A 24,490-nucleotide genomic window follows, 5' to 3' on the forward strand; every position below is an offset into this window, starting at 1 on the left:
CGCGCGCCCCCGCTCATTGCGGCAGGTCGGTCACGACGCGGCGAACGGCGGCGGTCAAGGAGGCATCCACCCGCACCGACCGCTTGGTGATTCCAAGCTCCCGGCGCAGTTCGGTCAGCCATTGCTCGAGCGTCCGCACGGCGCCGTCCAGCCCCAACCAGCGCACCAGGTCGTCGAGTTCGTCATCCGTGTACGCGCTCACCGGCAGGCCGCGCCGGATGTTCGGCGCCAGGATTCCGCTCGCCGTCGTCGACACTGCGCTGACCTGCGCCCCGGATTCCGGTTCGGATGCGCCAGCCTGCGCGCTTCCGGCCCCCTCGTCCAGGGAACGCGCATAGTCGGGAAGCTCACGGGCCGCGGTGGGGCGGGCCTCGTCCTCAATGCTGGCGGCAACGATCGGCAGCGCACCCGTTTCGGTGGTCGCGAGCGCCTGCTCCGCCTGACCATCGGCGGCGATGATGTCCTCGACCCACTGGGCGCTGCGTTGGTCCAGGAGGGTTGGCAGCGCACCCGTGACCGGCGCGTCGGACTCGTGGCGACGCTGGGCGATGGAGAGCACGGCCTGCCTGATCCGGTTAGCCTGTCGCTCGGGGTCAAGGAACAACGACACGGACCAAACCTGCATGACGGTCCACCCCAGCCGCTCCAGCCGCGCCGCCCGCTGGCGGTCACGCACCCGCACGCTCGGTTCGGCAACGTAGGCGTCATCGTCGGTAAGGACCGCGACCAAGAACTCGCCCGGGAAGTCGGGGTGCGCGACGGCAAGCGGGATCTTGTCGCCGCCGGGCAGGCCGTATCCGGTTTCCACCAGCAGCCCCGAATTCCACAGCCGCGCCGCCAGGTCGATGACGAGTTGGTTGGGTTGTTCGGCCTGGTCCGCCACGACAACCTCCTGGTCGGAGCTGACGTAGTCGTGCGCAAATTCGAGCAGATCCCCGAGCAGTTTCGCGCCGGGGGCCTTGAGCCGCGACGGATCAAGATCGTGTGCGCCGAACGAACTGACAATCGACAGCCGGTGGCGCACGTCGCCCAGCATCGACAGCAGCAGGGCCTCGCCTCCGCGTTCGCTCATGGGTCCGAATCGGTGCAGCACGCGACCGTGCGGGGTGCGCCCGAACCCGACCGCGAATATCACCGCGTCGCGGGTGACACCCGAAGCCCCGACCAGGTCGGTGATGACGACCGGCTCCGCCCGGCGCGGGTCGAAGAACATCAGCAACGCCGGGTGCCTGCGCACCTGCGCCAGCAACTCGGCACGGATACGCGCCGCGTGCAGCGGGGTCGAGGTGACGATGAGCAACGACTCATCGGGGCGCGACACGGCCTGATCGATTGCAAGTTCGATGACCTTCTCGATCTCGGCCTTGGTCGATTCGACCAGCCCCGTCTCCTCGTTGTGCATGCCGCGACCATCAACGACGCAAAGCGACACCAGCTTCTCCGCCTGCGGCAGCGGGATGGGGCGCAGGACGTCGCCGTACCCGTGGTCAATCAAGAATTGCGTCAAGTTCGGGTCGCGCGGCACCCAATCCCCGGAAAGCGACACCGATGTGAGTACCTCCCCCAGGGCCCCCACGGCGGTGCCCGACGCGCTGCGCCGATCGCCGACGACCATGACCTGGCGGCCCCGCGCCACCGCGCTCAGCGTGGTCTCCACGCTCAGGTGCTGGGCCGCATCGATGATGACCAGATCCACCGTGCGGTGGGGCGGGGTCAGTTGCGGAACTAGCGTTGGGGTGGCGATCAGTACCGGCCGCAGCCTGCGGACCACGTCTCCGTATCGCTCCAGCGCATCGCGCATCGACGCAAGCCGTTCGTCCACAAGCTCCGCGAACAGTTCATCGGACAGCTCCGCGTGCTCCCCCAGTACGTCGTGAATGTGCCCCGCGGCCGCCGCCTTGATCGGCGGCACAAGCAACCGCAGGTGCTCGGCATCGAGCGCCCGGAATCGGGCCGCGAGCGTCTCGATGCGCGCGCCATCGATCTGCGACAGGTACGGGTCGTTCGCCAATATGTCGTTGAAGGCGGTGGTCCACCACGCCAATTCGAGTTCGTCGGCGATCAGATCCAGCGCAACGCCGCGGCGGGCAACGTCTTCGACAAGCGCCTTGACGCCGGACCGATCCAGCATCTCCAGTACTTCGGCGTGCTCCTGAATCTTGTGCAGGGTGTCGACCGGGATGCGCAATTCGGCAAGCGACGACGCCATCTGGGACAGTTCCAATTCGAAGAACGAGTCCGCCCCGCGCCTGCCAAGCAGTTCGTCTAGGACGGCAACGTCTTCGCTGGCCAGCTGGAGGTGTTCGTTGGCGCGCGCAATCCCATTGGGAACACGCGGCCAGCCGCCATCGGGGAATGCGCGATGCCAGCGCTGGCGCTGTTCCTCGACGTTGATCAATTCCGCATGGAGATCCGCCACATGCGTGCCGGGACGAACCAGGTCGTTGGCGTGTTTGAGGAGGCGGCGCCGTTGCGACCACGACATGGATATCCCCTGTTCGGAACGCCACGCCTTCGTTGCGGTCGCCGCGATGAGTTCTTGCGCCGAACGCTCGAAGGCGGCGGGGACAAAGTCGTTCATCAGGGCGCGCAGATCCATCAGGACCGTCACTTGTTCGCGCCACTGCCCCAGCGTCATCGGGGCGGCCACTTGCAGTTCCTCGGTGATCGTGGCGATGTCGTCCCCGACCGCCACCAACAGGTCGTCCAGCAGTCGTTCCACCCGCACTAGCGCGCGGTCGGCGTCGTTTTGCCCCGCGAAGTGCGCGCTGGACCAGGGCGAAGCCGTCGCGTCTGCGGACAGGCCACCATCGGCGCCCAGCTGAATGATGCGTCGCGCCAGTTCCTGCCTATCGGCGGTGCTCAACGACCGCGCCGCGAGCGCGTCGAGGCGCACGCGCGTGCGCGGTCCATCCGTCGCGCTCGATAGCCCCACCAGCGCCTGCAACGCCTCGTAAGCACTGACTCCCCATTCGGGTCGCGGCGCATGCAGCGATTCCATGGTCCGGGTGAGTTCGGTGCGCACCGTCGTCAGTTCGCGGCGGACCTTCGAAACTCGCTGCACGTCGACGGGGTCGGCGTCGTGGGTCATCGCGCCCAGCAGCCGCTGGGACACCCGCGCGCGCCAGTTTTGATCCGGCGGCACGTCAAGGACCAGCTCCTCCAGATCGAGTTCGTGCAAGCGAACCTTGAGCGACGCGGCTGCCCGCCGGTGGCCGGGAACGTACATGACGGAACGACCGATCGCGGACGCCTCGGCCACGACCGCGGCAACTAGTCCCGTGGTGTCGGTACCAAGCGGTGCGTCCACAAAGATGTGACCGCCCGTTGCGAGCGCTTCCAGCACCCGGCGCCCGGAGGGATCTAGGTCCCCCACGCCGCGTTCCAGGTTCGGGTCGACGTCCCTACCGTCAAACGCAGGCAGTTCCACCGCCAACGAGGCCAGGCTCGGGGCGTGTCCGGCCAGGGCCGCGATGAGCTCGTGGTGTTCCAACCCCACCAACTCATCCAGGTCATCGACCAAGGCCTGACCGGGTTGCGTGAACGTGCCGATCAGGCGCCGCTCGGATAGCGTGAAGTCCTCGAAGACGGCGCGTCCCAAAGCGTCGATGCGGTCCAGTGCCGCCCCGGGGTCGAAGCCCTCGGAATCGAAGGTGGCCTGCGCCAGCGACTGCGGGTCCAGCAACGCGCCGCGGGCGCGCAGGGCGCGCGCCACCACCGGGTTGATTTCGATTGTGGGTTCGAGCGTCAGCTCGAAATCGGCTTGGTCCTTGCCGCGCGGCTTGATGCTAATGGGCCTCAGTAGCACTGGCGCGCGCACGGCGACCGGTTGCGATTCGCGATCGTCCCCGGCGTCGGCGGCGCCCGCGGTGTCTGTGACGCGCATCAAGGCGCTCAGATCCTCGAAGTCCGCCTTCGCGGGGTGCCGCTCGGTCCAGTGCGCCACGCCGATGACCAGGTACATGGGCGCGATGCCGAACTTTTCGGACTGTTCTTTGGCCCGCTCCAGGACCAGGCGCAGGTGGCGACGAGCCGACGGCAGCGTCGCAGTGTCGCGGAAGATGTTCGAGAGGCGAGTCGGCCTGCCGGTAAAGAGCTGCGCGACGCCGGAGGGATGCACCCCGGCCAAATCGAGTTTCGCGTCGTCCAATAGGTCGATGTCTCGCAGCGGTGATCCGCCCGACATCTGCACCAGGGCCTCGCGCCAGCGATCCACCGCGATGCGCACCAGTTCGCTCGCCGAACGGGGCCGAACCAGTTCCGGCGCCGCCACCTTTTCGGGCACGATGCGCGGCTGTGCCGGGGCCTCGCGGCGCGCGCTTGAGCCTTCAGTCATGGAGCCGGATGCCTGATCCACTGAGGTTCCTCCCGTTGGACAGGGCGCCCAAGGATAGGGGCACCCGATCTGACGCTAGCCAAGCAGTGAGGCAAATCCGGCCAGGGCACGCCGGAATGTGCAGAAAAACCGGGCGGGGAGTCGAATTGGACCCGGCGCGGGGCACAAAAACGGCGATGCGCACCACGCAGGGGGGCATGTGGTGCGCATCGCCTAGTTGTCGATCATGCCTTGTTTGTCCGCGGTTCGTCAAGGCGAGCGGCGTCGATCACAGCTCATTGCCGGGGCGGCGGGCGCGGCGGCGCTGGCCTCGTCGAAAAAAACTGCGGACTTTTTGCGGGCTATCGGCCCAACAGCAACCCCGTCCGTTTGACACAAACAGCCTTAGACCTGGCCTTTTACTTGTGCGCCCGATTGGATTCGAACCAACGACACCCGCTTTAGGAGAGCGGTGCTCTATCCCCTGAGCTACGGGCGCAGCGCGCGGGCGCGTGCAGATACTACTGTAACGGTTTTCCGCCACGCGGTCATCGCGCACCCTGCGCGCCGCCCGTCCCACCCCTGGAACCCGCGCCCCGTGCCCGCGTTACCCTGGGCCGACGGTGCCACAATGTTCGTATGACGCAAACAGATCCCAGCGCGTTCCCACCCGTCACTGTCAGCCGCCTCGCGCATCGGCGTTTCGTTGGCCGATCCTCTCGCGGCGGCGAGGTCGCCATCGGCGACGCCTCGTTCCCCGACACCTTCACGCCGGGCGAACTACTAAAAGTCGCCCTGGCGGCATGCGCGGGCTTCACCGCGGAATCGGCCGTCACTCGCAGGCTCGGCGACGACGCCGCCATGACGATCGAGGTCGGCGGCGACAAGGACCCCGCGCAAGACCGCTACCCCCGGTTTGCCGAGCGCATCGAACTGGACCTCTCATCGTTGGACCCCGTTGCCCGCGAACGACTCATCACCGTCGTCACCCGTTCGATAGAGCAGGCTTGCACGGTCGCTCGCACGGTGAAGGCAGGCGCGACAATTGACATGCGCGTTGTGGACCCGCGGGACTGACTTCTTCGGGACCACCCAAGCATTGACGAGGGCCGCTTCGCGGCGCGCCCGCTCCGCGCAGCGGAGCGGGCGACCTCGTCCCTTCCTTTAGACCGCGTCCAGTTCCGCGTCGTCGATATCGGTGCGCTTGTTGATGACGAGCACCGGGCACGCCGAGTGGTGCAGAACCGCCTGCGACGTCGAACCGAGCAGCAGCCCCGCGAAGCCTCCCCGGCCACGCGAGCCGAGCACCAGCAGATCCGCGGTCTTCGAGAAACGCGTGAGCAACTCGGCTCCGGTTCCGTCAACCACCACAATTTCCGGTTCGATCCCGGCGATCTCTGCCTTCGCCTTCGCGACGAGCTTCTCGATCCCCGCGCGCACATCCGCGACGATCTGATGCCGATCGATAGCCGCCGGAAGCCAGGCCAAAATCCCCGATCCCGAAGCGATCGGCACGCCACCGACGACGACCAGCTCCGCCCCCCAGTCCTTCGCCGCCTTCATGGCGACCCGCAACGCGACCTGCGAGGTCACCGAACCATCGACCCCGACGACGATGCGCTTTATGGGTCGCAGCGTAACGGCCGGATGGGTGTCCTCTATCGAGTTTTCTTCCAGGCCGCCCCCGATGGGCTGGGCCGACTGCAACGGAACCAAGACGGTGGGACAGTGAGAGTGCGCGGGCAGTGCCGAGGACACGGTGCCGAGCAGGCGTTCGGGTATGCCCGATCCACCGCGCGTGCCGACCACGACCGCCGACGCTTCCTTGCTCGCCTCAATCAGCGCGGCCGCCGCGTCACCCGGCACCACGCTCGCCGACGCCTCGACTCCTTGCGCGATGGCCTCCTCGCGGGCCTGCTCGGCCACCTTCTTCGCACCGGCGGCAATCGCGGCGTCGTCGAGCGCCGCGTATCCCCCGTCGAGCGATGCGACGGTGAAGGACGGCAGAGAGTACGAGCACAGCGCGATGACCTTGGCACCGTTCTTCTTGGCGAGCCTGATCGCCCACGCCAGGGCTACGCGGCTCGCCCGCGACCCGTCAACCCCAATGACAACTGGTTTTACCATGACATGAACCTCCGCTTCGAAGTCGCTGGAGGAGCCACCACCCACCGGCCCCGTCAGTCAACTCTACTCCGGGATTGCGTCAAGGGACGGGAAAAGCCGCCGCCGCAGAGCATGCGAGACGGATTGTCCAGACTACGAGATGCGAATGTAGACGGGGTTCGATTGGTACATAGCGCGAACGTTCACCGACTTGCCGGGACGCGGCGCATCGATGATCTTCCCGCCCCCAACGTAGATCGCGACGTGACCCGGGCTCCACACGATGTCACCCGGCAGAGCGTCCTTCGCGGACACGACCTTGCCCGCATAACGCTGCGCACCCGAGCTACGCGGAAGCGAGATGCCCAGCTTCGCGTAGACGTAGGAGGTGAAGCCTGAACAATCGAACCCGCTGGGCGTTGTCCCGCCGTAGACGTAGGGAACCCCGACGTAACGCTTCGCTATCTCTACCACGGCGGCGCCGCGCTCCGCGGCATCCGAGGTATCGACGACATCGCTCACGTCATCGCTGTCGGAGTCGCTCTTCGCCGACTTCTTGGTCGACTTCTTAGCCGCGGAGTCGCCGTCGGCGGCGTCCTTGGAAGAACTAGGCTCGTCGTCCTGCGCCTGCGCGTCGCTGGCGGAGTCGTCGCCGGAATCCAGTGCGGTCCGCGTCTGCGAACGCGACGCCGTCGCGGTTGCCGTCCGGGCGGTGACGGTGGCCGCAACCTCTTTTTCCTTTTCCGGCTTGGGCGCCTTCTTGACCTTGAGCTCGCTGGCGTCGTCGTCCCACACCACGCTCGATGCGACGGTGACGGGGGTGACAACGGCGGCACCCAATCCGGCCTCTGCGGCGACGGAGTGCGCATCGGCGGTCGCCGTTGTTTGCTCCGCCGCGATCGCACCCGCGGGGCTCACTACCGAACCGACCAGCATTCCCGATGAAGCGATGACTACGGCCGACCCGCGCCCAACCGCGGCGGCCTTTTGGCCTGCGACCTGCGTTGCAATCGACAACGGTGTCACGGGCCGAGCGTCAGAACGGTGGCGCCCACGTTGCGTGTTACTCACAAATGTCTCCTCAGCCGCCGAGGTGAGCTGTCGGGTTCGGGCGGAGAATGCCCGGCGCGGTCCGCATCGCGCGGCCCGCACTTCACCCCAAGATCACTTCCGTGATCGCTGTTGGTTCCCCCGTCCCAGCCGATGATTCTCGCATGAGGCTCCAAGCGGCGGCTGGGTTTGGCGTTCCGCTTGGGTCGCTTGGCGCCGTACGGCCCAAGCCCCTTTAGGTTAGCTCACCTCAAGGTGAATGTCACGGTCAGGTCACGAAGATTTAACCTTTGGTGGGTGCCGACCCGCCCGGCGCTACTCCGCAACGAACACGTGTTTAGCAAGTTCGGCGGCAAGATCCACCACCGAGTCGCTTCCGACCCCGCCCATGACGTACCGATCCTTGGATCGAGTGATCTCGATCGCATTCCCGGGAATCACTCCCACGCCCTCGAATTGGGCTAGCAGTTCCACATCCGGCTGCAACGGTTCGCCGATGCGCTTCACCGTCCTGACGACGGCCTCCCCATCGGCCACCGATCGCAGCGCTTCGTCGAGCGGGATCACGCCATCCCTGAACAGCTCCCGCGTTTTCTCCTCACCGATTTCTTCCAGCCCGGGAATCGGGTTTCCGTAGGGGTCAAAGTGGGGGTGCTCTAGCAGTTCGACCAGGCGGCGCTCAACCAATTCGCTCATCACGTGCTCCCACCGGCACGCCTCTTCGTGCACGTGGGGCCAGTCAAGGCCAATGACGTCTGTGAGCAGCCGCTCGGCGAGCCGATGCTTGCGCATCACCCGCGTCGCCGTTTCGATTCCCAGCGGGGTCAGCTCGAGGTGTCTGTCTCCCGCGACGACGACCAAGCCGTCACGTTCCATGCGGGACACGGTCTGCGAGACGGTGGGACCCGAATGCCCCAGGCGCTCCGCGATACGCGCACGCAAGGGGACAATCCCCTCTTCCGTCAGCTCGTAGATGGTCTTGAGGTACATCTCGGTCGTGTCGATGAGGTCACTCATCGGGGCCTCCTGCTCCTTGCTCCAACACTCGTACTAGCCTATCGCGACCGGTCGGCGCGCACGCCCAGATATCGTGACAACGGACGGCAAGTGGTCATATGCGCGACCGTTTCGCACTATTGTTGTGCCTGTGGCTGCTGAACTAACTATCCCCTCCTCGATCCTTCCCCTTGACGGCCGATTCGGTTCCGGGCCATCGAAGGTGCGCCAGGACCAGGTGAACGCGCTCGCCGCCGCCGGGCTCACGCTGCTGGGCACGTCCCACCGCAAGGCGCCCGTGAAGGACTTGGTCGGCGCGATCCGCGGCGGACTTGCGGATTTCTTCCACCTGCCGGCCGGCTACGAAATCATCCTGGGCAACGGCGGCTCAACGGCTTTCTGGGACGCGGCCACGTTCAGCCTCGTGCGCGAGCGCGCGGCGCACGGAGTTTTTGGAGAGTTCGGCTCGAAATTCGCCGCGGCAACGTCGGCCGCTCCCTTCCTTGCCGATTCGCTGGTTACCGACGGCCCGGCGGGTTGGGTGGCCCTGCCCGCCGCGGATCCGCGCGCGGACGTCTACGCGTGGCCCCACAACGAAACTTCCACCGGAGCGGCCGCCCCCGTGACCCGTTTGGGCGGATCCGACGCGCTCGTCGTCGTTGACGGGACCTCGGCCGCCGGCGGGTTGCCGATAGACATAGCCAACACGGACGTCTACTACTTCGCGCCCCAAAAGAACTTCGGCTCCGATGGCGGCCTGTGGCTCGCGGCAGTATCGCCTGCGGCCATCGAACGCATCGAGGAGATCGCGGCCTCGGGCCGCTGGATCCCGCAGTTCCTCTCGCTCAAGACGGCCCTGGACAATTCGCGGTCCAACCAGACGCTGAATACTCCGGCCATCGCGTCGCTCGTGCTGCTGGCCGACCAGGTGGCCTGGCTCAACGACCGCGGCGGGCTGGATTGGGCGACGCGGCGCACCGCCGAATCGGCGAGCATCCTTTACGCCTGGGCCGAAAGCACGCCCTACACGACGCCTTTCGTGCAGGACCCCACCCACCGATCGAACGTGGTCGGGACGATCGATTTTTCCGACGAGGTCCCCGCCTGCGCGATCTCGGCAATCCTGCGCGGGAACGGAATCGTGGACATCGACCCCTACCGCAAGCTCGGCCGCAATCAGCTGCGGGTGGCGATGTTCCCCGCCGTCGACCCGGACGACGTGCGCCGCCTCACCGAATGCATCGCGTACGTCGCAGAGAGACTGAGCTAGATGCCCTCCAGCGACCCCCGACCCCAAGACGCCGGTTCGTCCGCGCCGCCCGCACCGGCACGGTCCCGGACGGCGCTGCCCGCACGCCGCCGCAACCTGCTGCCATTCTTGATCACCGGAACGCTGGCCTGGGCGGTCGCGGCCATCGTCGTACTGACCCGCGGCACCATGAGCGGGGATAGCTTTCTTTCTTGCTTGACGACCGCGGTGTCGGGCGTGGTAGTCGGCCTGTGTTCGATCGGCTGGGTCCTGGCCGGCCGGCGCAAGTAACACGCCGGCGGTATCGCAATCGCTCAGGGGACGCTTTAGTGCACCCTCGCAGGCCGCCGCGGCGAACCGCGACGGCGGGCCGGCCCGCCTCCCAGTAGGCCCCTGGCCGCACGAACGAAGGCGGGGCGGCACCCGGCTTTAGAACCAGTGCCGCCCCGCCTTCGTGACGTTCGCGACGATTACTACCGCGTCTCGAAGAAGGTGTCGAGTACCGCCAGGTAGGCGAGAGCGACCGGAAGCCACTCGCGCTCGACTCCGTCGCGGTCGACGCGCTTGACCGTGGCGGTCGACAGATCATGCAGCGACGGCACTGCGTGGTCCGCATCCGCGCTGGCCGCCTTCGCCAGGACCTCGCGGGTCGCGAAGCCCTCGATCAGGCTCATGCCGGCGATCACGAAGTATTCGTAACGCAATTCCTCGTCGCGCGGGTGCAGGTTCAGCACGTCGTTGAAAACCACGCGGTAGCGGTCGGCGAGCCGCGCGATGACATCGTTGCGCTCGGTCTGCACCTGCGTGTCCGCGATGCGCGCGCCGTCCGGCAGGTCGGTCAACACCGGTGCCGAGATCATCATCTGCGCGTAGGTCTGCCACTCCGACGGCGCCGTGTAAGCATCGAAGCTGGCCTTGACGCCGCGGCGCACGACCTCCTCAACCAGCGACCGGCGTCCCTGCGGGGTGTCCAGCTTGCCCGCAAATTCCCCGGCTACGTCCTCAACGTGGGCGAAGACCTCGTCCTTGAGAATTTGCTCGGCGAACAGGCTTCCGCGCGCGCCACCCTGCGGCCCGCCCAGCGTTTCGTACAGATCGACCAGGTAGTCAGCCTTCGTCTGCCAGATGCGAAAGACCGACGACCTTGGAACCGACGCGCTGCGAATGAGATCGTCGAAGTGCGAGTCGTTTAGGTCCAGTGTCAGACCCGCGTTCCAGATGCTGCGGCGCCCGGCGTCGATCATTGCTGAACGAACCTCGGCCGCGGACATGCGACGCCGACGTGCAACGGAGTTACCTCGCGTATTCGTCTGCATCTCTTACCCTCCCTTTACATTCGGATTAGGTTCCGGGAAACCCGGGATACCACTTGTGTTAGACACATCGTATCTAATTCAACTGGGAATTCCCTTACAAAAGAACTCATCAAGGTATTTTCACCCGGTAACGTCGAGAGCTTTTCGCCCGCAAACAGCGTTTCACGACCATTATTACCGTGGTCGGCGAACTTATGTCCGGTAACGAACGATCGTCCTTTTTGTCAGCCTACGCACAAAACCCGCGTATCGCACGCCGGGACACGCGAATTCATCCCATGCATTTCCTATGAGTGTTGCCGGACACTTGAAAGCCCCGTTCACGAATGTGAGCGGGGCTTGGCCACGAAAACGGGCTCCTCGGCTTCGGTAAACCTACAGATCGCGCGGATTGTCCGCGCTCTCACCGGTCGGCGGCGACGTTTCGGCCCCCGCAGCACCATCCGTGCCCACCGCGTCATCGGCTACCACCGAATCATCGGCCCCCGCAGCGCCATCCGTGCCCACCGCGTCATCGGTGCCAGACACATCATCGGCGCCCGCCGCCTTATCGGCAGCAGGCGACGTTACAGTCGCGCCTGCACCAGAGGCGTCCAGGCCCCCACGCCCCGACTTCCCGCGAACGGCCTTGCCTCGCGCATTCTTGGCGCGCTTCGACACCGCGCCAGACACTGAATCGATAGGTTTATCGCCGTCCACATTTTTGTGTTCTGGATCACTATCACCGCCCTCGGCGGACTCGGTTCCTACTGCTTCTTCAATGTCGATCGTCAACTCATCAATGAGCGGCGACGGGTCCGCCCACAGCGACGGTACCTGCGGGGTATCCGTCTCCGAATGAGCCCCGCACCCGTGGTCGAGCGAGACCACCCGTCCGTCGTCGGAGGACCATTCATTGGCGCAAACACCAAAAACCTGGCCGAGCGCACCCTGCAGAGGAACCCAGAAGCCGCACGCGTTGCACGGGGCGCTGGCGTGAATGGCGACCGCGGTCGCGGGCCCGCGATCTGACGCGTACCAGCGCGCCGCCGCTTCGTCGCGCCCATCGCGGCTCAGAATGCGGGTCCGCTCCAGGGCCAGTTCCTCTACCGCGACCTCGTCGATGTCGGGATTGCCGCTTCGCTTGTAGCCGGGTTCCAACCGCGGATCGTCCGGGCGGAAGGGAAGCTCATCACCCGGCCCGATATCGCCCGGGCGCAGCCGGTCCGCCCACGGCAGCCACGAGGGTGCGAGCAAGGCGCCGTCGCCCGGGAGCAGCGTCACCTCGCAGATCGTTGCGGTCCGGGATCGCGGCGCCCGCGCAACCACCGTCGCCCAGTGCCACCCGAGGTAGCCCGGCAGCGTGCACGCAAAATTGTGGACGGCCAAGCGCTCGCCGACCATGGCAAACGAAACGTGCTCCCCCACATCGCCCGGCCGGTCGGCCGTTTGCATGGCGGCTTCACGCGCCAGATCTATGCACGCGGCGAGCACCGCGTCTTTCGCGGCTTTACGGCGGGCAGCCACGGGAGCCGTCATCCCTCGATCTCATCGGCGACTCGGCGCAGAACCGCTGCCGTGCGCTCCGCCTGCGCACCCTCGGGGTAGCGCCCCTTGCGCAGACGTGCACCGACCTCGTCGAGCATCTTGATGACGTCTTCGATGATCACCGCCATGTCATCGGGGGACTTGCGGTGCGCCTTGGTAGCACTCGGTGCGGGCGAAAGCAGGGTCACCGTCAGCGCCTGCGGACCCTTGCGCCCGTCCGCGACGGAAAACTCTACGCGTGCACCCTTTTTGAGTGACGTAACCCCATCGGGCAACGCGTTGGCGTGCAAGAACACTCGCGATCCGTCTTCGGATTCAATGAACCCAAAGCCGCGGTCAGCATCGAAGAACTTGACTTTGCCGGTAGGCACGGAGGACCTCACTCATAGAAACGAAACTGTCAGGATTGCCACGGGCACCCAACTCATAGTGTAGGTGCCCAACCTGATCATGCCACCATGGCCGATCAGTGAACGCACCAGTCTACACGCCGCAAACCCCGTAATGGCTTGTCTCCTGGACTCCGGGTACGCTCATATCGTGAACGATTTTAATGAACGTAAAACTTATCTGATTGTTGACGGCGAGAACATCGACGCGACCTTAGGCATGAGCGTGTTGGGGCGCAGGCCAAACCCGGACGAGCGACCCCGCTGGGATCGCGTCGCGGAATTCGCCGCCGAGTTGTGGGAACAGCCGGCAACAAACCTCTTCTTCCTCAACGCGAGTTCCGGGCAGATGCCGCTCAACTTCGTGCAGGCGTTGCTGGCGATGGACTACCGTCCCGTGCCGCTGGCCGGCGACGCCACCGAAAAGGTCGTTGACATCGGTATCCAACGAACCCTCGACGTGTTGGTTGGACGGCCCGCGGATGTGCTCTTGGCCAGCCACGACGGCGACTTCCTGCCGCAACTCGACGCGCTACTCGACCGCGGCCACCGCGTGGGCGTCATCGCGTTCCGTGAGTTCGTGTCCTCCCAACTGGCAGCCCTCTCGGAACGCGGCGTCACGGTTTACGACCTCGAGCACGTAGTGGGCGCGTTCACCACGCAGCTGCCGCGCGTTCGCATCATCCCGCTCGACGAGTTCGACCCGACCATGTTCATCTAGCCCGCCGGGCCGGGATTGGCGCCACAGCACGCTTCGATCGCGCATCCTACAAATTGACAACGAACACCCAACCACCTCCCAGGTAATTATCAGGGGGCAGTTAGATGCTGTGTATATGGCAAGCCCCGAAGCAAAACTCGTAGTCGTCGACGATGAACCCAACATTCGCGAACTGCTCATCACCTCGCTCCGCTTCGCCGGTTTCGAGGTGCACGGAGCGGCGGACGGCAGTTCAGCCCTCCAATTGGTGACAGATCTGCAACCCGATCTGGTCGTGCTGGACGTCATGCTGCCTGACATCGATGGCTTTACCGTCACCCGCCGACTGCGGGAAAAGGGCGTGCATACGCCGGTGCTCTTCCTGACCGCTCGCGACGACACGCAGGACAAGATCAACGGCCTGACTGTCGGCGGCGACGACTACGTCACCAAGCCGTTCAGCCTGGAAGAGGTCGTCGCCCGGATTCGCGCGGTGTTGCGACGCACCAGCCCCGAGGCCCCGGAGGACGACGCCATTTTGCGGTTTGCCGACCTGGCGATGGACGAGGATTCGCACGAGGTGACCCGCGCCGGGCAGATGATTGAGCTGTCGCCCACCGAATTCAAGCTGCTGCGATATCTCATGCTCAATGCTGGTCGCGTCCTATCCAAGGCCCAGATCCTCGACCACGTGTGGGACTACGATTGGGGCGGCGACGCTAACATCGTCGAGTCGTACATTTCCTACTTGCGGCGCAAAATCGACCACGTCAAGACGGAGGACGGCAAGGAGGTCGAGCCGCTCATCCACACCAAGCGCGGTGTCGGATACCTGATGCGCCAACCGGTCAGCCGCTGAGCGGCCCGGATCGGCACACCGACGTGGATTTCCCCGGCACCCCAGGCAAACCCCGCGAGAACGCGGCGGCAACGCCCGCGACCCAGCCTGCCCCACCCGCCGCGCCCGCAGAGGCGAGCGACGGCCTGGCGCGCTTCCAGCCGCAGGCACCGCACAACGAGGCGGCGCCCCCCGGCGCCGGCGCAGCAGGTGAACTACCCGGCGGCGCAGCGACCCCGCAGGGACCCGGACGCGCGGGCGACGCATCGGCCAACGATGCCCCGGAACGGGGTGGCGCAACCGCCGGTTCGACCGTCACGACGCTGCGCCGCGCCTGGGCGCGCGTACCGCTGCGCATTCGCCTCGTCTCGGTTATCACACTGCTGCTGGTGTGCGGCATCGGTGCCGTCGGAACGTTTTCGACGATGCAAATCGAACGACTGCTGCAGCGCCAGATCGACGAGCGGCTCTTCGACAACGCCACCAGCCTGTACAACCGCGGCGAGGTGGCATCACTGGAGGCCGCCACCGGCACCAATCCGCTGCCTACCGACTACTGCTTCGCGCTGGTCATCGGGACGCAACCATCGACCGCCCAGTCGCAGTACCTGTGCGCCAAGAGCAACGTCGCTGCCAACGGCATCCCCTCACTGGACGGTGCGCCGATTTCGACAACGGGCCTGACCACCGCGTTCACGACGCGGGGAATCACGCCTCCGGGCGGCACAAAGCCAACGCTATCGACGCCCACCTGGCGCGTGGTTGGCATTCCTTTGCAGGGAATTTCCGACGCCCACACAGCGGATATGGCGTACGTCGCACTGCCCCTCACCTACGCGGTTCGCACGGGGAACCAGGTCCGCGTGGCCTTTGTGCTGACCACGATGGCAATCGCGCTGGCCGGGGCGGTATTCGGGTACTTTGCGGTGCGCACCTCCCTCAAGCCGCTGCGGCGCATCGAGGCCACCGCCGCGCGAATCGCGGAGGGGGACCTATCGGCGCGCGTGCCGGCGATGCCGCAGAGCACTGAGGTGGGGTCGCTCGGCCATTCGCTCAACGTGATGCTGAGCCAGATCGAGGCCGGGTTCGACGCCCGTGAACGCTCGGAGGCGTCCATGCGCCAGTTCGTTTCGGACGCCAGCCACGAACTGCGCACGCCCCTGGCCACCATCCGCGGCTACGGCGAGCTCTACCACATGGGCGCGCTGACCTCGCAGGAAGCGATGGATGACACCATGCGCAGAATCGAGGACTCATCGCGGCGCATGGGCATGCTGGTCGAGGATCTGCTGGCCCTGGCCCGCCTCGATGAGGGACGAGCGCTCCGCCACGACCCCGTCGATCTTTTCGCGCTAGCGCGCGACGGGGCGATGGACCTTGGCGCCCTGGACGCGACGCGCAGCGTGCGGGTGACCGCATTGGACGGTTCGGACATAGATCCGGGCGACGCCCTCAGCGGCCGCGCCGTCGTCATCGGGGACGAGGACCGCCTGCGCCAGGTCGTGATGAACCTGGTGGGCAACGCCGTGCGGCACACCCCAACCGGCACGGCCGTCGAGCTCGGCGTCGGCACGCGCGGGGACATGGGCGTCATCTTGGTTCGCGACCACGGTCCCGGCGTATCCGCCGATCAGCTCCCGCGCCTCTTCGAGCGGTTCTACCGCGCCGATTCCTCGCGGGACCGGCGTTCGGGCGGGTCCGGCCTGGGACTTTCGATCGTGGCCGCAATTGCTGCATCGCTGGGCGGTTGCGCGGCGGCGTCGAACACCCCCGGTGGCGGGTTGACGATCGAGGTCGAGCTCCCGCTCGCTACTTCTTGAGCTTCGCGCGCAGCCGCACGATTTCGGCTTCCAGGTTCTCGCGTGCCTGCTTCTCCCAGGCCGCGGCACCGGGCGACAAGAAGATACGCTTGCGCCCCTGGATCTTCTCCAGGATTCGCAGCCGCGTGGTTATGTAGTCGTCCTCCGGAATGTCGCAGTACTCGTCGCGGATCGCGGTCATGTAGGCGCGGTACCGCTGCGGTGATTCCGCCAGAACCGCCAGGTCGGCATCGAGCAGCACGTTCGCGTCGCTGTCCTTGGGCCCCGCGCCGCCCGCCTGCTGGTGAACGGCGTGCACCAGTTCCGCGACCCGCTCGATGTTCGCCCCGGGGACGCCAAGCGCCGCAAGCTGCTCGCGCGCCAGGTTGGCGCTGGCCGCCGAATTTTCCCCCGCCCTGTTCTCGTAGGCGGACACCGAGTCCGCGGTGAACACGGCCCCGTGGTACCACGCGGCGAGGCGCACGGCGTTGGCGTCGTGCGCCTCCTGGGCAAGCTCGTCCACCCGCCGCAGGACGTCAATGAGATGGGTGATGCAGTGGTACTTGCGCGAGGGGTCGTCCCACAGCACCAGCAGGTCATGGGCGGTTGCGAGCAACGCCGCGTCGGACACGGTGGCGCCCTCCGCGTGGCATGCGCGCACCCATCCGGTCAAGAGCCACGAGGGTGCCGTGTCGGCGTGTATGGGCATGCCCCAAGCGTTGTCCACCGCGTGCCATATTGCAAACCGCGGTGCCCGAACGGTGGGATAGCGCCCGCAAGAAACGAGGGGTGCCACCCGGCAAACCCGGGTGGCACCCCTCGTGTGTGCAACGTTACGTTGCGGGCCTAGAGGCCGCGGATCAGAATCCGCCGCCGAAGTCCTCACCGCCCGGAGCGGCGGGTGCGGCCTTCTCCGGCTTGTCGGCCACGACGGCCTCGGTGGTCAGGAACAGGGCCGCGATCGACGAAGCGTTCTCCAGCGCGGAGCGGGTGACCTTAACCGGGTCGGTGACGCCTGCGGCGAGCAGGTCCTCGTACTCGCCGGTTGCCGCGTTCAGGCCGTGGTTGGCCGGCAGCGAGCGCACCTTCTCGACGACGACCCCGCCCTCAAGACCGGAGTTGGCGGCGATCTGCTTGAGCGGAGCCTCGATGGCAACCTTCACGATGCGAGCACCAGTTGCCTCGTCGCCCTGGAGTTCAAGGGTTTCGAAAGCAACGTTGCCGGCCTGGATCAGCGCCACGCCACCACCGGCGACGATGCCCTCTTCAGCGGCAGCCTTCGCGTTGCGGATAGCGTCCTCAATGCGGTGCTTGCGCTCCTTGAGCTCGACCTCGGTTGCGGCACCCGCCTTGATGACCGCGACACCACCGGCGAGCTTGGCCAGGCGCTCCTGGAGCTTCTCGCGGTCGTACTCGGAGTCGGACTTCTCGATTTCCGAGCGGATCTGCTTGACACGGCCGGCGATCAGCTCTGCGTCCCCGGCACCCTCAATGATGGTGGTCTCGTCCTTGGTCACGACAACCTTGCGGGCCGATCCCAGCACGTCCAGGCCAACGGTTTCCAGCTTGAGCCCAACGGTTTCGGAGACGACCGTGGCGCCGGTCAGAATCGCGATGTCCTGCAGGATCGCCTTGCGACGGTCGCCGAAGCCAGGAGCCTTGACGGCAACGGACTTGAACGTTCCGCGGATCTTGTTCAGCACCAGGGTTGCCAGGGCCTCACCCTCGACGTCCTCGGCGATGATCAGCAGCGCCTTGCCCTGCTTGATGACCTGGTCCAGCAGCGGCAGCAGGTCCTTGACGTTGGAGATCTTCGACTCGACCAGCAGGATGTACGGGTCTTCCAGAACCGCTTCCTGGCGCTCGGGGTCGGTCTCGAAGTAACGGGCGAGGAAGCCCTTGTCGAAGCGCATACCCTCGGTGAGCTCAAGCTCGAGGCCGAACGTGTTCGACTCCTCGACGGTGATGACGCCTTCCTTCTTGACGGTCTCCATCGCTTGCGCGATCAGGCGACCGATCTCCTCGTCACCGGCCGAAATGGCGGCGGTTGCCGCGATCTCGTCCTGCGATTCGATGTCCTTGGCCAGGGAGTGAAGCTCGCGGGTCACGGCGGCGACTGCCTTCTCGATGCCCTTGCGCAGAGCGATCGGGTTGGCGCCGGAGGCCACGTTACGCAGGCCCTCCTTCACCAGTGCCTGGGCCAGAACGGTTGCGGTCGTGGTGCCGTCACCGGCAACGTCGTCCGTCTTCTTGGCAACCTCTTTGACGAGCTCGGCGCCGATGCGCTCGAACGGGTCCTCGAGGTCAATTTCCTTAGCGATGGATACACCATCGTTGGTGATCGTGGGTGCGCCCCACTTCTTGTCGAGAACGACGTTGCGTCCCTTGGGTCCCAAGGTCACCTTGACGGTGTCGGCGAGCTGGTTGAGCCCACGCTCGATACCGCGACGGGCTTCCTCATCGAAGGCAATGAGTTTTGCCATGGGGAGTGTTCCTCCATTTGTGGCTGGTCGGAGTGATCACCCGGTGCCCGCGACGGACGGCCCGCGCCGCGCGTTCACATCACGCGCGACATCGAACCTCACCGGATGATCGGCAAATCTGTCACTCTCAGTCCAAGAGTGCTAACCCCATTATTGGCACTCTCCACTGGCGAGTGCAAGATGAATGCGCCGATGTCGCTACGCTGTGAGCGTGAAAAGGAGCGTTGGCGCCGCGGACACGCGCAGCCCGTGGCGGCGCGGCGCGCGCGCGATCGGAGTCGCCGTCGTCGTTTCGCTGCTGGGCACGTCTTGCACGCCCGCCGCGCCAACGACCGCGCACATCGCCCTTATCTCCGCCGGGGTCCGAGTCGAACCCGATGGGACGCGCACGGAGATTCCGGCCGGGGAAACGGGGGCGGGGGCCTCGTTGGAAGAAATCCTGTGGCTGGGCGAGGGCACGGTGCCCGGCGCGGGCACGCGCTACGAGGCACTGGCGCGGCGCGCGCTGCTTGATCTACGGGCGCTGACGGTGCCCGTACGCCTGGACGACGGAACGCAGGCGTTCGCCGCTGTTGCAGGCTGGGACCCGAAGTGGCGCTATGTGTGGCCACGCGACGGCGCCTTCGCGGCGGTCGCATTCGCGCAGACGGGGCACCTCGCACAGGCGCGAGGGATCCTGCGGTTCCTCGGCAGCGTGCAGGGGGACGACGGCGCGTTCCAGGCGCGCTACCTGCCCGACGACTCGGGGCGAGTGCCCGATGCGCGCCCGCAGCAGTACGACGCCGCCGGGTGGGCGATGTGGGCCACCGCGATGGTGCGGGCGCAAATCCCCGCCGCGGACGTGGCCGCCTTCGATGCGGAAACAGCGCCCCTATTGCGCCGATCGGTGGGGTACCTGTTGCGCACCACGGTGGACGGGACGCGGCTGCCCCCGGCCTCGCCCGACTATTGGGAGACCCGCTCCCACCGCGTTACCCTCGGTACCGCCGCATCCGCGCTGATGGGGCTGGAGGCCGGGGCCGATCTGGGGATGGTCGCGCCAGGTGTCGTTGCGCGCTACCGCGAGGTGGTTGTCGCAGCCTTCGGCTCCTTCGGATACCCGCGGGATCGCGGGTACCTGGGCAGCATCGGCCAAACCGCGTCCGACGGCGCGACCGCGTTCATCGCCCCGCCGTTCGTGTCGAGCGCACTGCCCGGAGCCACCCAGGCCCGCAAGGACGCCCTCGCCGCGATGATGCGTCCCGCTGGCGGCCTTGCCCCCGGCGGTTCCTGGCGCAACGACGGGATTTCCTGGACCCCCTCGGTGGGTGTGAACGCGCTCAGCGCGGCCTACAACGGCGATCCCGCCGAGGCCTACGCTTGGATCGACTGGATCGGCGCACACCTGACCACGGTAGGCTCTATTCCCGAAAAGGTGCTGGCGGACGGCTCCCCGGCCGCCGTCGCCCCCCTGGGGTGGAGCGACTCGCTGGTGCTGCTGACGCTCATCCGGTTGGAATCGGCGACGCGAGATTCCTAGTTGCGGTAGTCGCTCGCCAGGATCGCGGAGACGGAGCCCGTCAGCGCGGGAACCTTGAGGGTCTTCGATATCCCGAGCGTCTTGGCGACGCTCTTCGCGTTTGCCTCGTCGGCATCGGTCTTGAAGTAGACGACCGACGCGCTGACCGCGTTGCCCTTGTAGTTCGTTGCCGTCAGGCTGGACCATCCCGCGGCCTTCAGTTTGGTCGTTGCGCCCGCGGCCAGGCCCTTTGTGCTGGTCGCGTTCAACACGCGAACGGCCGTCGACTTATCGACGGTTGCCTGCGCGCTAGCGGCGTCGCTGCCCGCTTCGTCGTTGGCCTCGTCCTTCGTGGCGTCCTTGTCCTGGCTTGCATCCGCTGCCGCGTCCTTGCCGGCGTCAGCATCGGTGCTTGCATCCGTTCCGCCCTGGGTTGCGGCGGTCGACGCCGAATCCGTTGCCGCAGACGTCGTTGCGCTCGACGTCACGGTCTGCGACTCGATTCCGACGGTGTCAGCGATCTCTTCCGAGGTCAGTCCCAAGAGCGATGGGCCATAAGTCGCTGCCGCATACCCCAAGCCACCCGCCAGGACCAGGACGATGAGTGCAACGATCCACGCCTTGGCCCGCGACGGTTTGGCGCGATGCGCCCCCTGGGGCCCGCCGTCAACTGAGGCAACGTCAAACTCGTCCGCGGGATATTGGTATTCCTTGGTCACCAGCACAGGTTACCGGTAATTGCCGTGAAGGTGGCGTTAGCGCGCTTCAATTGCGCCGGATTACTGACGAGTTCCCCGCCTCCCGCTGCTCCGTTCACGCTGGCGCGCTTCGCGCATCCTGCGCAAACGCTTTACCAGCAGCGGCTGCGCGGCGAGCGCCGCGGGCGTGTCTATGAGTTTGTTGAGAAGCTGATAGTACTGCGTGGGACTCATTGCGAATTCCGCCGCGATGGCCTGCTCCTTGGCCGCCGCAAACTTCCACCATCCCCGTTCGAATTCGAGGATCGCCATCTCCATTTCGCTGAGGCCAGGCGCCTCGCGGTCGGCTTCGAATTGCGGCTCAGACATGGGTTCCATGGTAACCGCCCGCGGGGCATCTTCCTCCTGGAAACCGGCGTCTGTCAGTTGTGCGTGGGATCGCACGCGCCGCAAAAACACATCGGCCCCCGACCTGTTTTCGCAGGTCAGGGGCCGAATCTCGCGGAGCCGCCTGTCGGGTTCGAACCGACGACCTTTCGCTTACAAGGCGAATGCTCTACCAACTGAGCTAAGGCGGCGCGCGCCCAGACTACCGAAAATCGGTGCCCGAGTCACGTTCGGGTTGGCGGCAGGTCGAAAGCGAGCGGGGCTACGCCCGCACAACCTGCCGCCAACCCCGCGCAAGCGGCTGTCCGTTACGAACCAACGGCCGCGTCCAAGGCGGCCTTGAACGCATCGGCGTCCGTTGGGCTCCCCGCGTACTTCGTGTTGTTGATGATGATCGTCGGGGTGGAGAACGACCCGTCCTCGCCCGCCGCCACGGTGTTTTGCGTGGCCCGCGTGTAATTGTTGATCGTCCAGTCGATGAATTCCCCGCCGACGCTCGCGGCGGCGACGGTGTCGGATACACCGGCTTGCTTAGCGAGGTCCACGATCTCGTCGTCGGTCAGCCCCGACCCGGACTCGTCGGGCTGGTTGTCGTACAGGGTCTGGTTGAAGGCGAGCGCCTTATCCGGCTCGTTTTGCGCAACGTAGGCGAAGGCGCCGGCCGAACGCGAAGAGTAGGCGGTCTTAGATCCCCGCGACAGCATCGACAGCGGGTGAATCACGACGGTGATTTTGCCCGCTTCACGGTACTCGTTAAGGGTCGGATTGTTGGTTTCCTCGAACTTGCCGCACCAGGGGCACAGGAAGTCCGCGTAGACCTCCACGTTGATCGCGCCCTCGTTGGTGGTTCCGGCGATGCCATCCTTGCCGAATGGGATTCCGCCGTTCACACCAGTGGCGACGGTCGGGCCCGCAGCGTCTGCGGAGACAGTGTTTTTCTTGTTGCCATTGACGACGACAACCGCGATGAGCGCGGCCACGAGAATCAGCCCCAAAATGATCGAAAGCAGCGTTATTCGCCGCACGCGCGCTTCCTTCTTGAGTTGTTCGGCGCGCAGCGCCGCGGCCTTGTTCTTCGCCTGCTCACGAAGCTCAGATTTGGATGGCTGATTTGCGGCCATGTTTGCTATCTCCTGCTGGTCGGGTTGCTGCACTCACGATAGGTTGCGCCCCGCGGGGCGGCGCCCTTGGCGCAAGCAATCGTTGGGATCGGACGGATGCTATCGAAATAGCCTGAAAATTTGCCGGGCCTGTGAGCTCCCCTGCCGGAATCTTTGATTATGAACGAGTTCTTCACCACACCAGGTGCGGCGGACCGGGAAATGGCGCCCACACCGGGACATGGCTGCTCACCATCAGCTGCCACAGGATGAAGGTTACCAACGCGCTGACAACCCAGGCCGTGGCCGTCCCCCAACCGCGCGGGATCACCTTGTTGACGACGATTCGCGCACCCAATCGCGTCAGCCCGGTCAGCGGCCCGAACCACATCAAGACGAAGACCACGACGGCCGACCCCAGGAGAACCCATTGATAGGCCTGCGGGTCGCTGTCGGGCCCCGCTCCCACGACCACCTTGTGGTTGTCAAGCATCCACCACGCAAGGCCGCCCGTGGGGAGCAGGCCCGCGATCGTGACCAGGACCGCGGGCACCGCGCCCACGAGCGCGCGGATGGCGAGCCACGGCGCCAGCAGCCCCTGCACAACGCCATCCGAACCCGAGATGCCGCCGCGCGCCTCGCGCCGCGAGTGCACCGAGTCGAACACGACCCCGACCAGCCGGAACACGAGCCAGGCAATCCCAAAGACGATGAGCACGGGCCCCGGCCAGCTGGCGGCGGCCACCAGCAGCGGGACCCCGAGCGCCAGCGTCGCCCAGGTGCGGTGGGCAACGGTGGGGCGCACGTAAAACTCCGCGGGTTCGTCGACCAGGTCCGCGTCCGCCTCGGCGCCGCCGTCGTCGCCCGCGCTCGCGGCGGCGCCCGGGTCGACGGCGGCGAGTCCTGCGGACGCCGCTGCCATCACGCGGGTGTCGCCACCCGCGATCACACCGGGGGCGCTTTGGCCGGCCCCTGGCGGGGCCGCGGCCGCGCCAACGGGAGACGGGGCACTCGTCGGGGAAATGACCGCCGTTGCGGCGCCCGCGTCCACCACGGACGTGGCGGCATCAGCGGGCAAGACCGCGGGATCACCTTGCAACCAGGCCAACCGCAGCTGTTCGACCACTACGCCCGGGGGCGTGCGCTCGTCGGGATGGGGGTTGAGCGCGCCGAGCAGGGCGCGCGCCGTGCGCGGCCCCAGCCCCGCAAGGTCGACCTGCCCGGAGCGGGCCCGCGCCAGGACGGCATCGATCGGCCGCACCCCGAACGGCGGCCTGCCCGTCGCCGCGAACGCAATCATCGCGGCCCAGCCCCACCAGTCCGTCGCCATGGATGGCTCCGCGCCCTCGACCAGTTCGGGGGCCAGGTAGGCGGGGGTCCCCATCACCAGGCCCGTGCGGGTAACGCGCGCGTCCCCGACGGCCTGCGCGATCCCGAAATCGATGAGCACCGGGCCGTGCGCTGAAATCAAGACGTTAGAGGCCTTGAGGTCGCGGTGAATGACGCCGGCGGCGTGCACCGCGGTCAAGGCCTCATAGAGCTGATCGGCGAGGTTGAACAGGTCCTCGGCCCCGAGCTTGCCGCCCGCGTCGATTTCCTCCTCGAGGGTGGGCCCCTCTATCAGCTCGGTGACGATAAACATTTCGTCGCCGTCGGCCTCCGCATCGATCACGCGCGCGACGCCGTGATGACGGATCCGGCTGAGCACCTTGATCTCTCGCTGGAGGCGCTGGCGCGCCTCGGCGTCCGCGATGACAGACGGGTGCAACGTCTTCATCGCAACTTCCATGCCATCCGCATCGCGCGCACGGTAAACCGCACCCATCGCCCCCGACCCCAGCGGCGCAAGGATGCGGTAGCCGCCGATCATGGTCCCGGGCGCCAACCCGACTCGTTCCATGCCAACACATTATCGGTTGTTTGCCGACCGTGAACGGTGGCGTGCCGAATCCGAGTGCGCGCCGGTTGGTGGATCGCCGCCGCGACGCATCCTCCCCGAATCCGTCTCGATTCGTCCGCTACCGCGCTCTCCCACACGC

Annotated in this window: 20 protein-coding genes, 2 tRNA genes and 1 riboswitch; of the genes, 7 read left to right on the forward strand and 15 right to left on the reverse strand. The window is 66.4% G+C overall.

The annotated features are described in order from the left end of the window. Positions 1–13: 13 nt before the first annotated feature. Positions 14–4,357 carry a hypothetical protein gene (locus tag FB389_RS04785; protein WP_142111610.1) on the reverse strand — a complete coding sequence of 1,448 codons (4,344 nt, stop codon included), beginning with the start codon at positions 4,355–4,357 and terminating at the stop codon, positions 14–16. Between the two features lie 384 nt (positions 4,358–4,741). Next, a tRNA-Arg gene (locus FB389_RS04790) sits at positions 4,742–4,814 on the reverse strand. 140 nt (positions 4,815–4,954) lie between these two features. Here FB389_RS04790 and FB389_RS04795 point away from each other — a divergent pair. Next, a complete protein-coding gene (locus FB389_RS04795; protein WP_142111611.1) occupies positions 4,955–5,392 on the forward strand; it encodes an OsmC family protein in 438 nt (145 codons plus the stop codon). An 87-nt stretch (positions 5,393–5,479) separates the two neighbouring features. Here FB389_RS04795 and FB389_RS04800 read toward each other — a convergent pair whose 3' ends face one another. The 3 genes from FB389_RS04800 to FB389_RS04810 all read right to left on the reverse strand — a co-directional run bounded on the left by FB389_RS04800 (position 5,480) and on the right by FB389_RS04810 (position 8,488). Continuing rightward, the gene (locus tag FB389_RS04800; RefSeq protein WP_142111612.1) at positions 5,480–6,442 is read right to left on the reverse strand and encodes a universal stress protein; all 963 of its coding nucleotides are present in this window, start codon (positions 6,440–6,442) and stop codon (positions 5,480–5,482) included. A gap of 132 nt (positions 6,443–6,574) precedes the next feature. Next, positions 6,575–7,492, reverse strand: a complete 918-nt coding sequence (locus FB389_RS04805) for a C40 family peptidase (protein ID WP_246043523.1) — start codon at positions 7,490–7,492, stop codon at positions 6,575–6,577. Next, positions 7,490–7,653, reverse strand: a riboswitch (cyclic di-AMP (ydaO/yuaA leader). It overlaps the preceding gene by 3 nt. Positions 7,654–7,786: 133 nt before the next feature. Then, positions 7,787–8,488: an iron-dependent transcriptional repressor DtxR gene (locus tag FB389_RS04810; protein WP_142111613.1), complete on the reverse strand. Its 702-nt coding sequence runs from the start codon at positions 8,486–8,488 to the stop codon at positions 7,787–7,789. Between the two features lie 130 nt (positions 8,489–8,618). Here FB389_RS04810 and serC point away from each other — a divergent pair, with 130 nt between their 5' ends. Continuing rightward, positions 8,619–9,737 carry a phosphoserine transaminase gene (gene serC / locus FB389_RS04815; RefSeq protein WP_142111614.1) on the forward strand — a complete coding sequence of 373 codons (1,119 nt, stop codon included), beginning with the start codon at positions 8,619–8,621 and terminating at the stop codon, positions 9,735–9,737. Continuing rightward, positions 9,738–10,007 (forward strand): DUF2530 domain-containing protein, encoded by a 270-nt coding sequence (locus FB389_RS04820; RefSeq protein ID WP_142111615.1) that lies wholly within the window; start codon positions 9,738–9,740, stop codon positions 10,005–10,007. 182 nt (positions 10,008–10,189) lie between these two features. Here FB389_RS04820 and FB389_RS04825 read toward each other — a convergent pair whose 3' ends face one another. From FB389_RS04825 to FB389_RS04835, 3 genes are all read right to left on the reverse strand, one after another. Next, on the reverse strand, positions 10,190–11,032 hold the full coding sequence (locus FB389_RS04825) for a hypothetical protein (protein ID WP_142111616.1): 843 nt from the start codon (positions 11,030–11,032) through the stop codon (positions 10,190–10,192). Positions 11,033–11,407: 375 nt separating this feature from the next. Beyond that, a complete protein-coding gene (locus FB389_RS04830; protein ID WP_142111617.1) occupies positions 11,408–12,550 on the reverse strand; it encodes a DUF3027 domain-containing protein in 1,143 nt (380 codons plus the stop codon). After that, on the reverse strand, positions 12,547–12,930 hold the full coding sequence (locus FB389_RS04835; protein ID WP_142111618.1) for a cold-shock protein: 384 nt from the start codon (positions 12,928–12,930) through the stop codon (positions 12,547–12,549). Before FB389_RS04835 ends, FB389_RS04830 begins: the two co-directional genes overlap by 4 nt. A gap of 133 nt (positions 12,931–13,063) precedes the next feature. Here FB389_RS04835 and FB389_RS04840 point away from each other — a divergent pair, with 133 nt between their 5' ends. The 3 genes from FB389_RS04840 (at position 13,064) to FB389_RS04850 (ending at position 16,306) form a co-directional block, all read left to right on the forward strand. Next, on the forward strand, positions 13,064–13,669 hold the full coding sequence (locus FB389_RS04840) for an NYN domain-containing protein (protein WP_142111619.1): 606 nt from the start codon (positions 13,064–13,066) through the stop codon (positions 13,667–13,669). A 115-nt stretch (positions 13,670–13,784) separates the two neighbouring features. After that, positions 13,785–14,507, forward strand: a complete 723-nt coding sequence (locus FB389_RS04845) for a response regulator transcription factor (RefSeq protein ID WP_142111620.1) — start codon at positions 13,785–13,787, stop codon at positions 14,505–14,507. A gap of 23 nt (positions 14,508–14,530) precedes the next feature. Then, positions 14,531–16,306: a sensor histidine kinase gene (locus FB389_RS04850; RefSeq protein ID WP_142111621.1), complete on the forward strand. Its 1,776-nt coding sequence runs from the start codon at positions 14,531–14,533 to the stop codon at positions 16,304–16,306. Here the strand turns inward: FB389_RS04850 and FB389_RS04855 are convergent. Then, positions 16,296–16,994, reverse strand: a complete 699-nt coding sequence (locus tag FB389_RS04855) for an HD domain-containing protein (RefSeq protein WP_246043524.1) — start codon at positions 16,992–16,994, stop codon at positions 16,296–16,298. The genes FB389_RS04850 and FB389_RS04855 overlap by 11 nt on opposite strands. 151 nt (positions 16,995–17,145) lie before the next feature. Further along, positions 17,146–18,768, reverse strand: a complete 1,623-nt coding sequence (gene groL, locus FB389_RS04860; protein ID WP_142111622.1) for a chaperonin GroEL — start codon at positions 18,766–18,768, stop codon at positions 17,146–17,148. Between the two features lie 211 nt (positions 18,769–18,979). Here groL and FB389_RS04865 point away from each other — a divergent pair, with 211 nt between their 5' ends. Next, positions 18,980–20,287: a glycoside hydrolase family 15 protein gene (locus tag FB389_RS04865; protein WP_142111623.1), complete on the forward strand. Its 1,308-nt coding sequence runs from the start codon at positions 18,980–18,982 to the stop codon at positions 20,285–20,287. Here FB389_RS04865 and FB389_RS04870 read toward each other — a convergent pair. From FB389_RS04870 to FB389_RS04890, 5 genes are all read right to left on the reverse strand, one after another. Then, on the reverse strand, positions 20,284–20,985 hold the full coding sequence (locus tag FB389_RS04870; RefSeq protein WP_170207879.1) for a LytR C-terminal domain-containing protein: 702 nt from the start codon (positions 20,983–20,985) through the stop codon (positions 20,284–20,286). The genes FB389_RS04865 and FB389_RS04870 overlap by 4 nt on opposite strands. Before the next feature lie 60 nt (positions 20,986–21,045). Beyond that, positions 21,046–21,333, reverse strand: coding sequence for a DUF3263 domain-containing protein (locus FB389_RS04875; RefSeq protein WP_211344952.1), 288 nt, complete (start codon positions 21,331–21,333; stop codon positions 21,046–21,048). A gap of 136 nt (positions 21,334–21,469) precedes the next feature. Next, a tRNA-Thr gene (locus tag FB389_RS04880) sits at positions 21,470–21,542 on the reverse strand. 117 nt (positions 21,543–21,659) lie between these two features. Then, positions 21,660–22,472 (reverse strand): DsbA family protein, encoded by an 813-nt coding sequence (locus tag FB389_RS04885; RefSeq protein WP_142111626.1) that lies wholly within the window; start codon positions 22,470–22,472, stop codon positions 21,660–21,662. Positions 22,473–22,644: 172 nt separating this feature from the next. Then, positions 22,645–24,351 carry a serine/threonine-protein kinase gene (locus FB389_RS04890; RefSeq protein WP_142111627.1) on the reverse strand — a complete coding sequence of 569 codons (1,707 nt, stop codon included), beginning with the start codon at positions 24,349–24,351 and terminating at the stop codon, positions 22,645–22,647. Positions 24,352–24,490 lie beyond the last annotated feature (139 nt).

Source organism: Rarobacter incanus, from assembly GCF_006715765.1.
Taxonomy (GTDB): domain Bacteria; phylum Actinomycetota; class Actinomycetes; order Actinomycetales; family Cellulomonadaceae; genus Rarobacter; species Rarobacter incanus.

What these genes read in the sequence shown, in the direction of transcription:
- FB389_RS04855 (WP_246043524.1), bottom strand. Translation starts at nt 16,994, where the DNA reads ATGCCCATACACGCCGACACGGCACCCTCGTGGCTCTTGACCGGATGG.
- FB389_RS04795 (WP_142111611.1), top strand. Translation starts at nt 4,955, where the DNA reads ATGACGCAAACAGATCCCAGCGCGTTCCCACCCGTCACTGTCAGCCGC.
- FB389_RS04890 (WP_142111627.1), bottom strand. Translation starts at nt 24,351, where the DNA reads ATGGAACGAGTCGGGTTGGCGCCCGGGACCATGATCGGCGGCTACCGC.
- FB389_RS04845 (WP_142111620.1), top strand. Translation starts at nt 13,785, where the DNA reads ATGGCAAGCCCCGAAGCAAAACTCGTAGTCGTCGACGATGAACCCAAC.
- FB389_RS04830 (WP_142111617.1), bottom strand. Translation starts at nt 12,550, where the DNA reads ATGACGGCTCCCGTGGCTGCCCGCCGTAAAGCCGCGAAAGACGCGGTG.
- groL (WP_142111622.1), bottom strand. Translation starts at nt 18,768, where the DNA reads ATGGCAAAACTCATTGCCTTCGATGAGGAAGCCCGTCGCGGTATCGAG.
- FB389_RS04885 (WP_142111626.1), bottom strand. Translation starts at nt 22,472, where the DNA reads ATGGCCGCAAATCAGCCATCCAAATCTGAGCTTCGTGAGCAGGCGAAG.
- FB389_RS04820 (WP_142111615.1), top strand. Translation starts at nt 9,738, where the DNA reads ATGCCCTCCAGCGACCCCCGACCCCAAGACGCCGGTTCGTCCGCGCCG.
- FB389_RS04825 (WP_142111616.1), bottom strand. Translation starts at nt 11,032, where the DNA reads ATGCAGACGAATACGCGAGGTAACTCCGTTGCACGTCGGCGTCGCATG.
- FB389_RS04800 (WP_142111612.1), bottom strand. Translation starts at nt 6,442, where the DNA reads ATGGTAAAACCAGTTGTCATTGGGGTTGACGGGTCGCGGGCGAGCCGC.
- FB389_RS04840 (WP_142111619.1), top strand. Translation starts at nt 13,064, where the DNA reads ATGGCTTGTCTCCTGGACTCCGGGTACGCTCATATCGTGAACGATTTT.
- FB389_RS04810 (WP_142111613.1), bottom strand. Translation starts at nt 8,488, where the DNA reads ATGAGTGACCTCATCGACACGACCGAGATGTACCTCAAGACCATCTAC.
- FB389_RS04875 (WP_211344952.1), bottom strand. Translation starts at nt 21,333, where the DNA reads ATGTCTGAGCCGCAATTCGAAGCCGACCGCGAGGCGCCTGGCCTCAGC.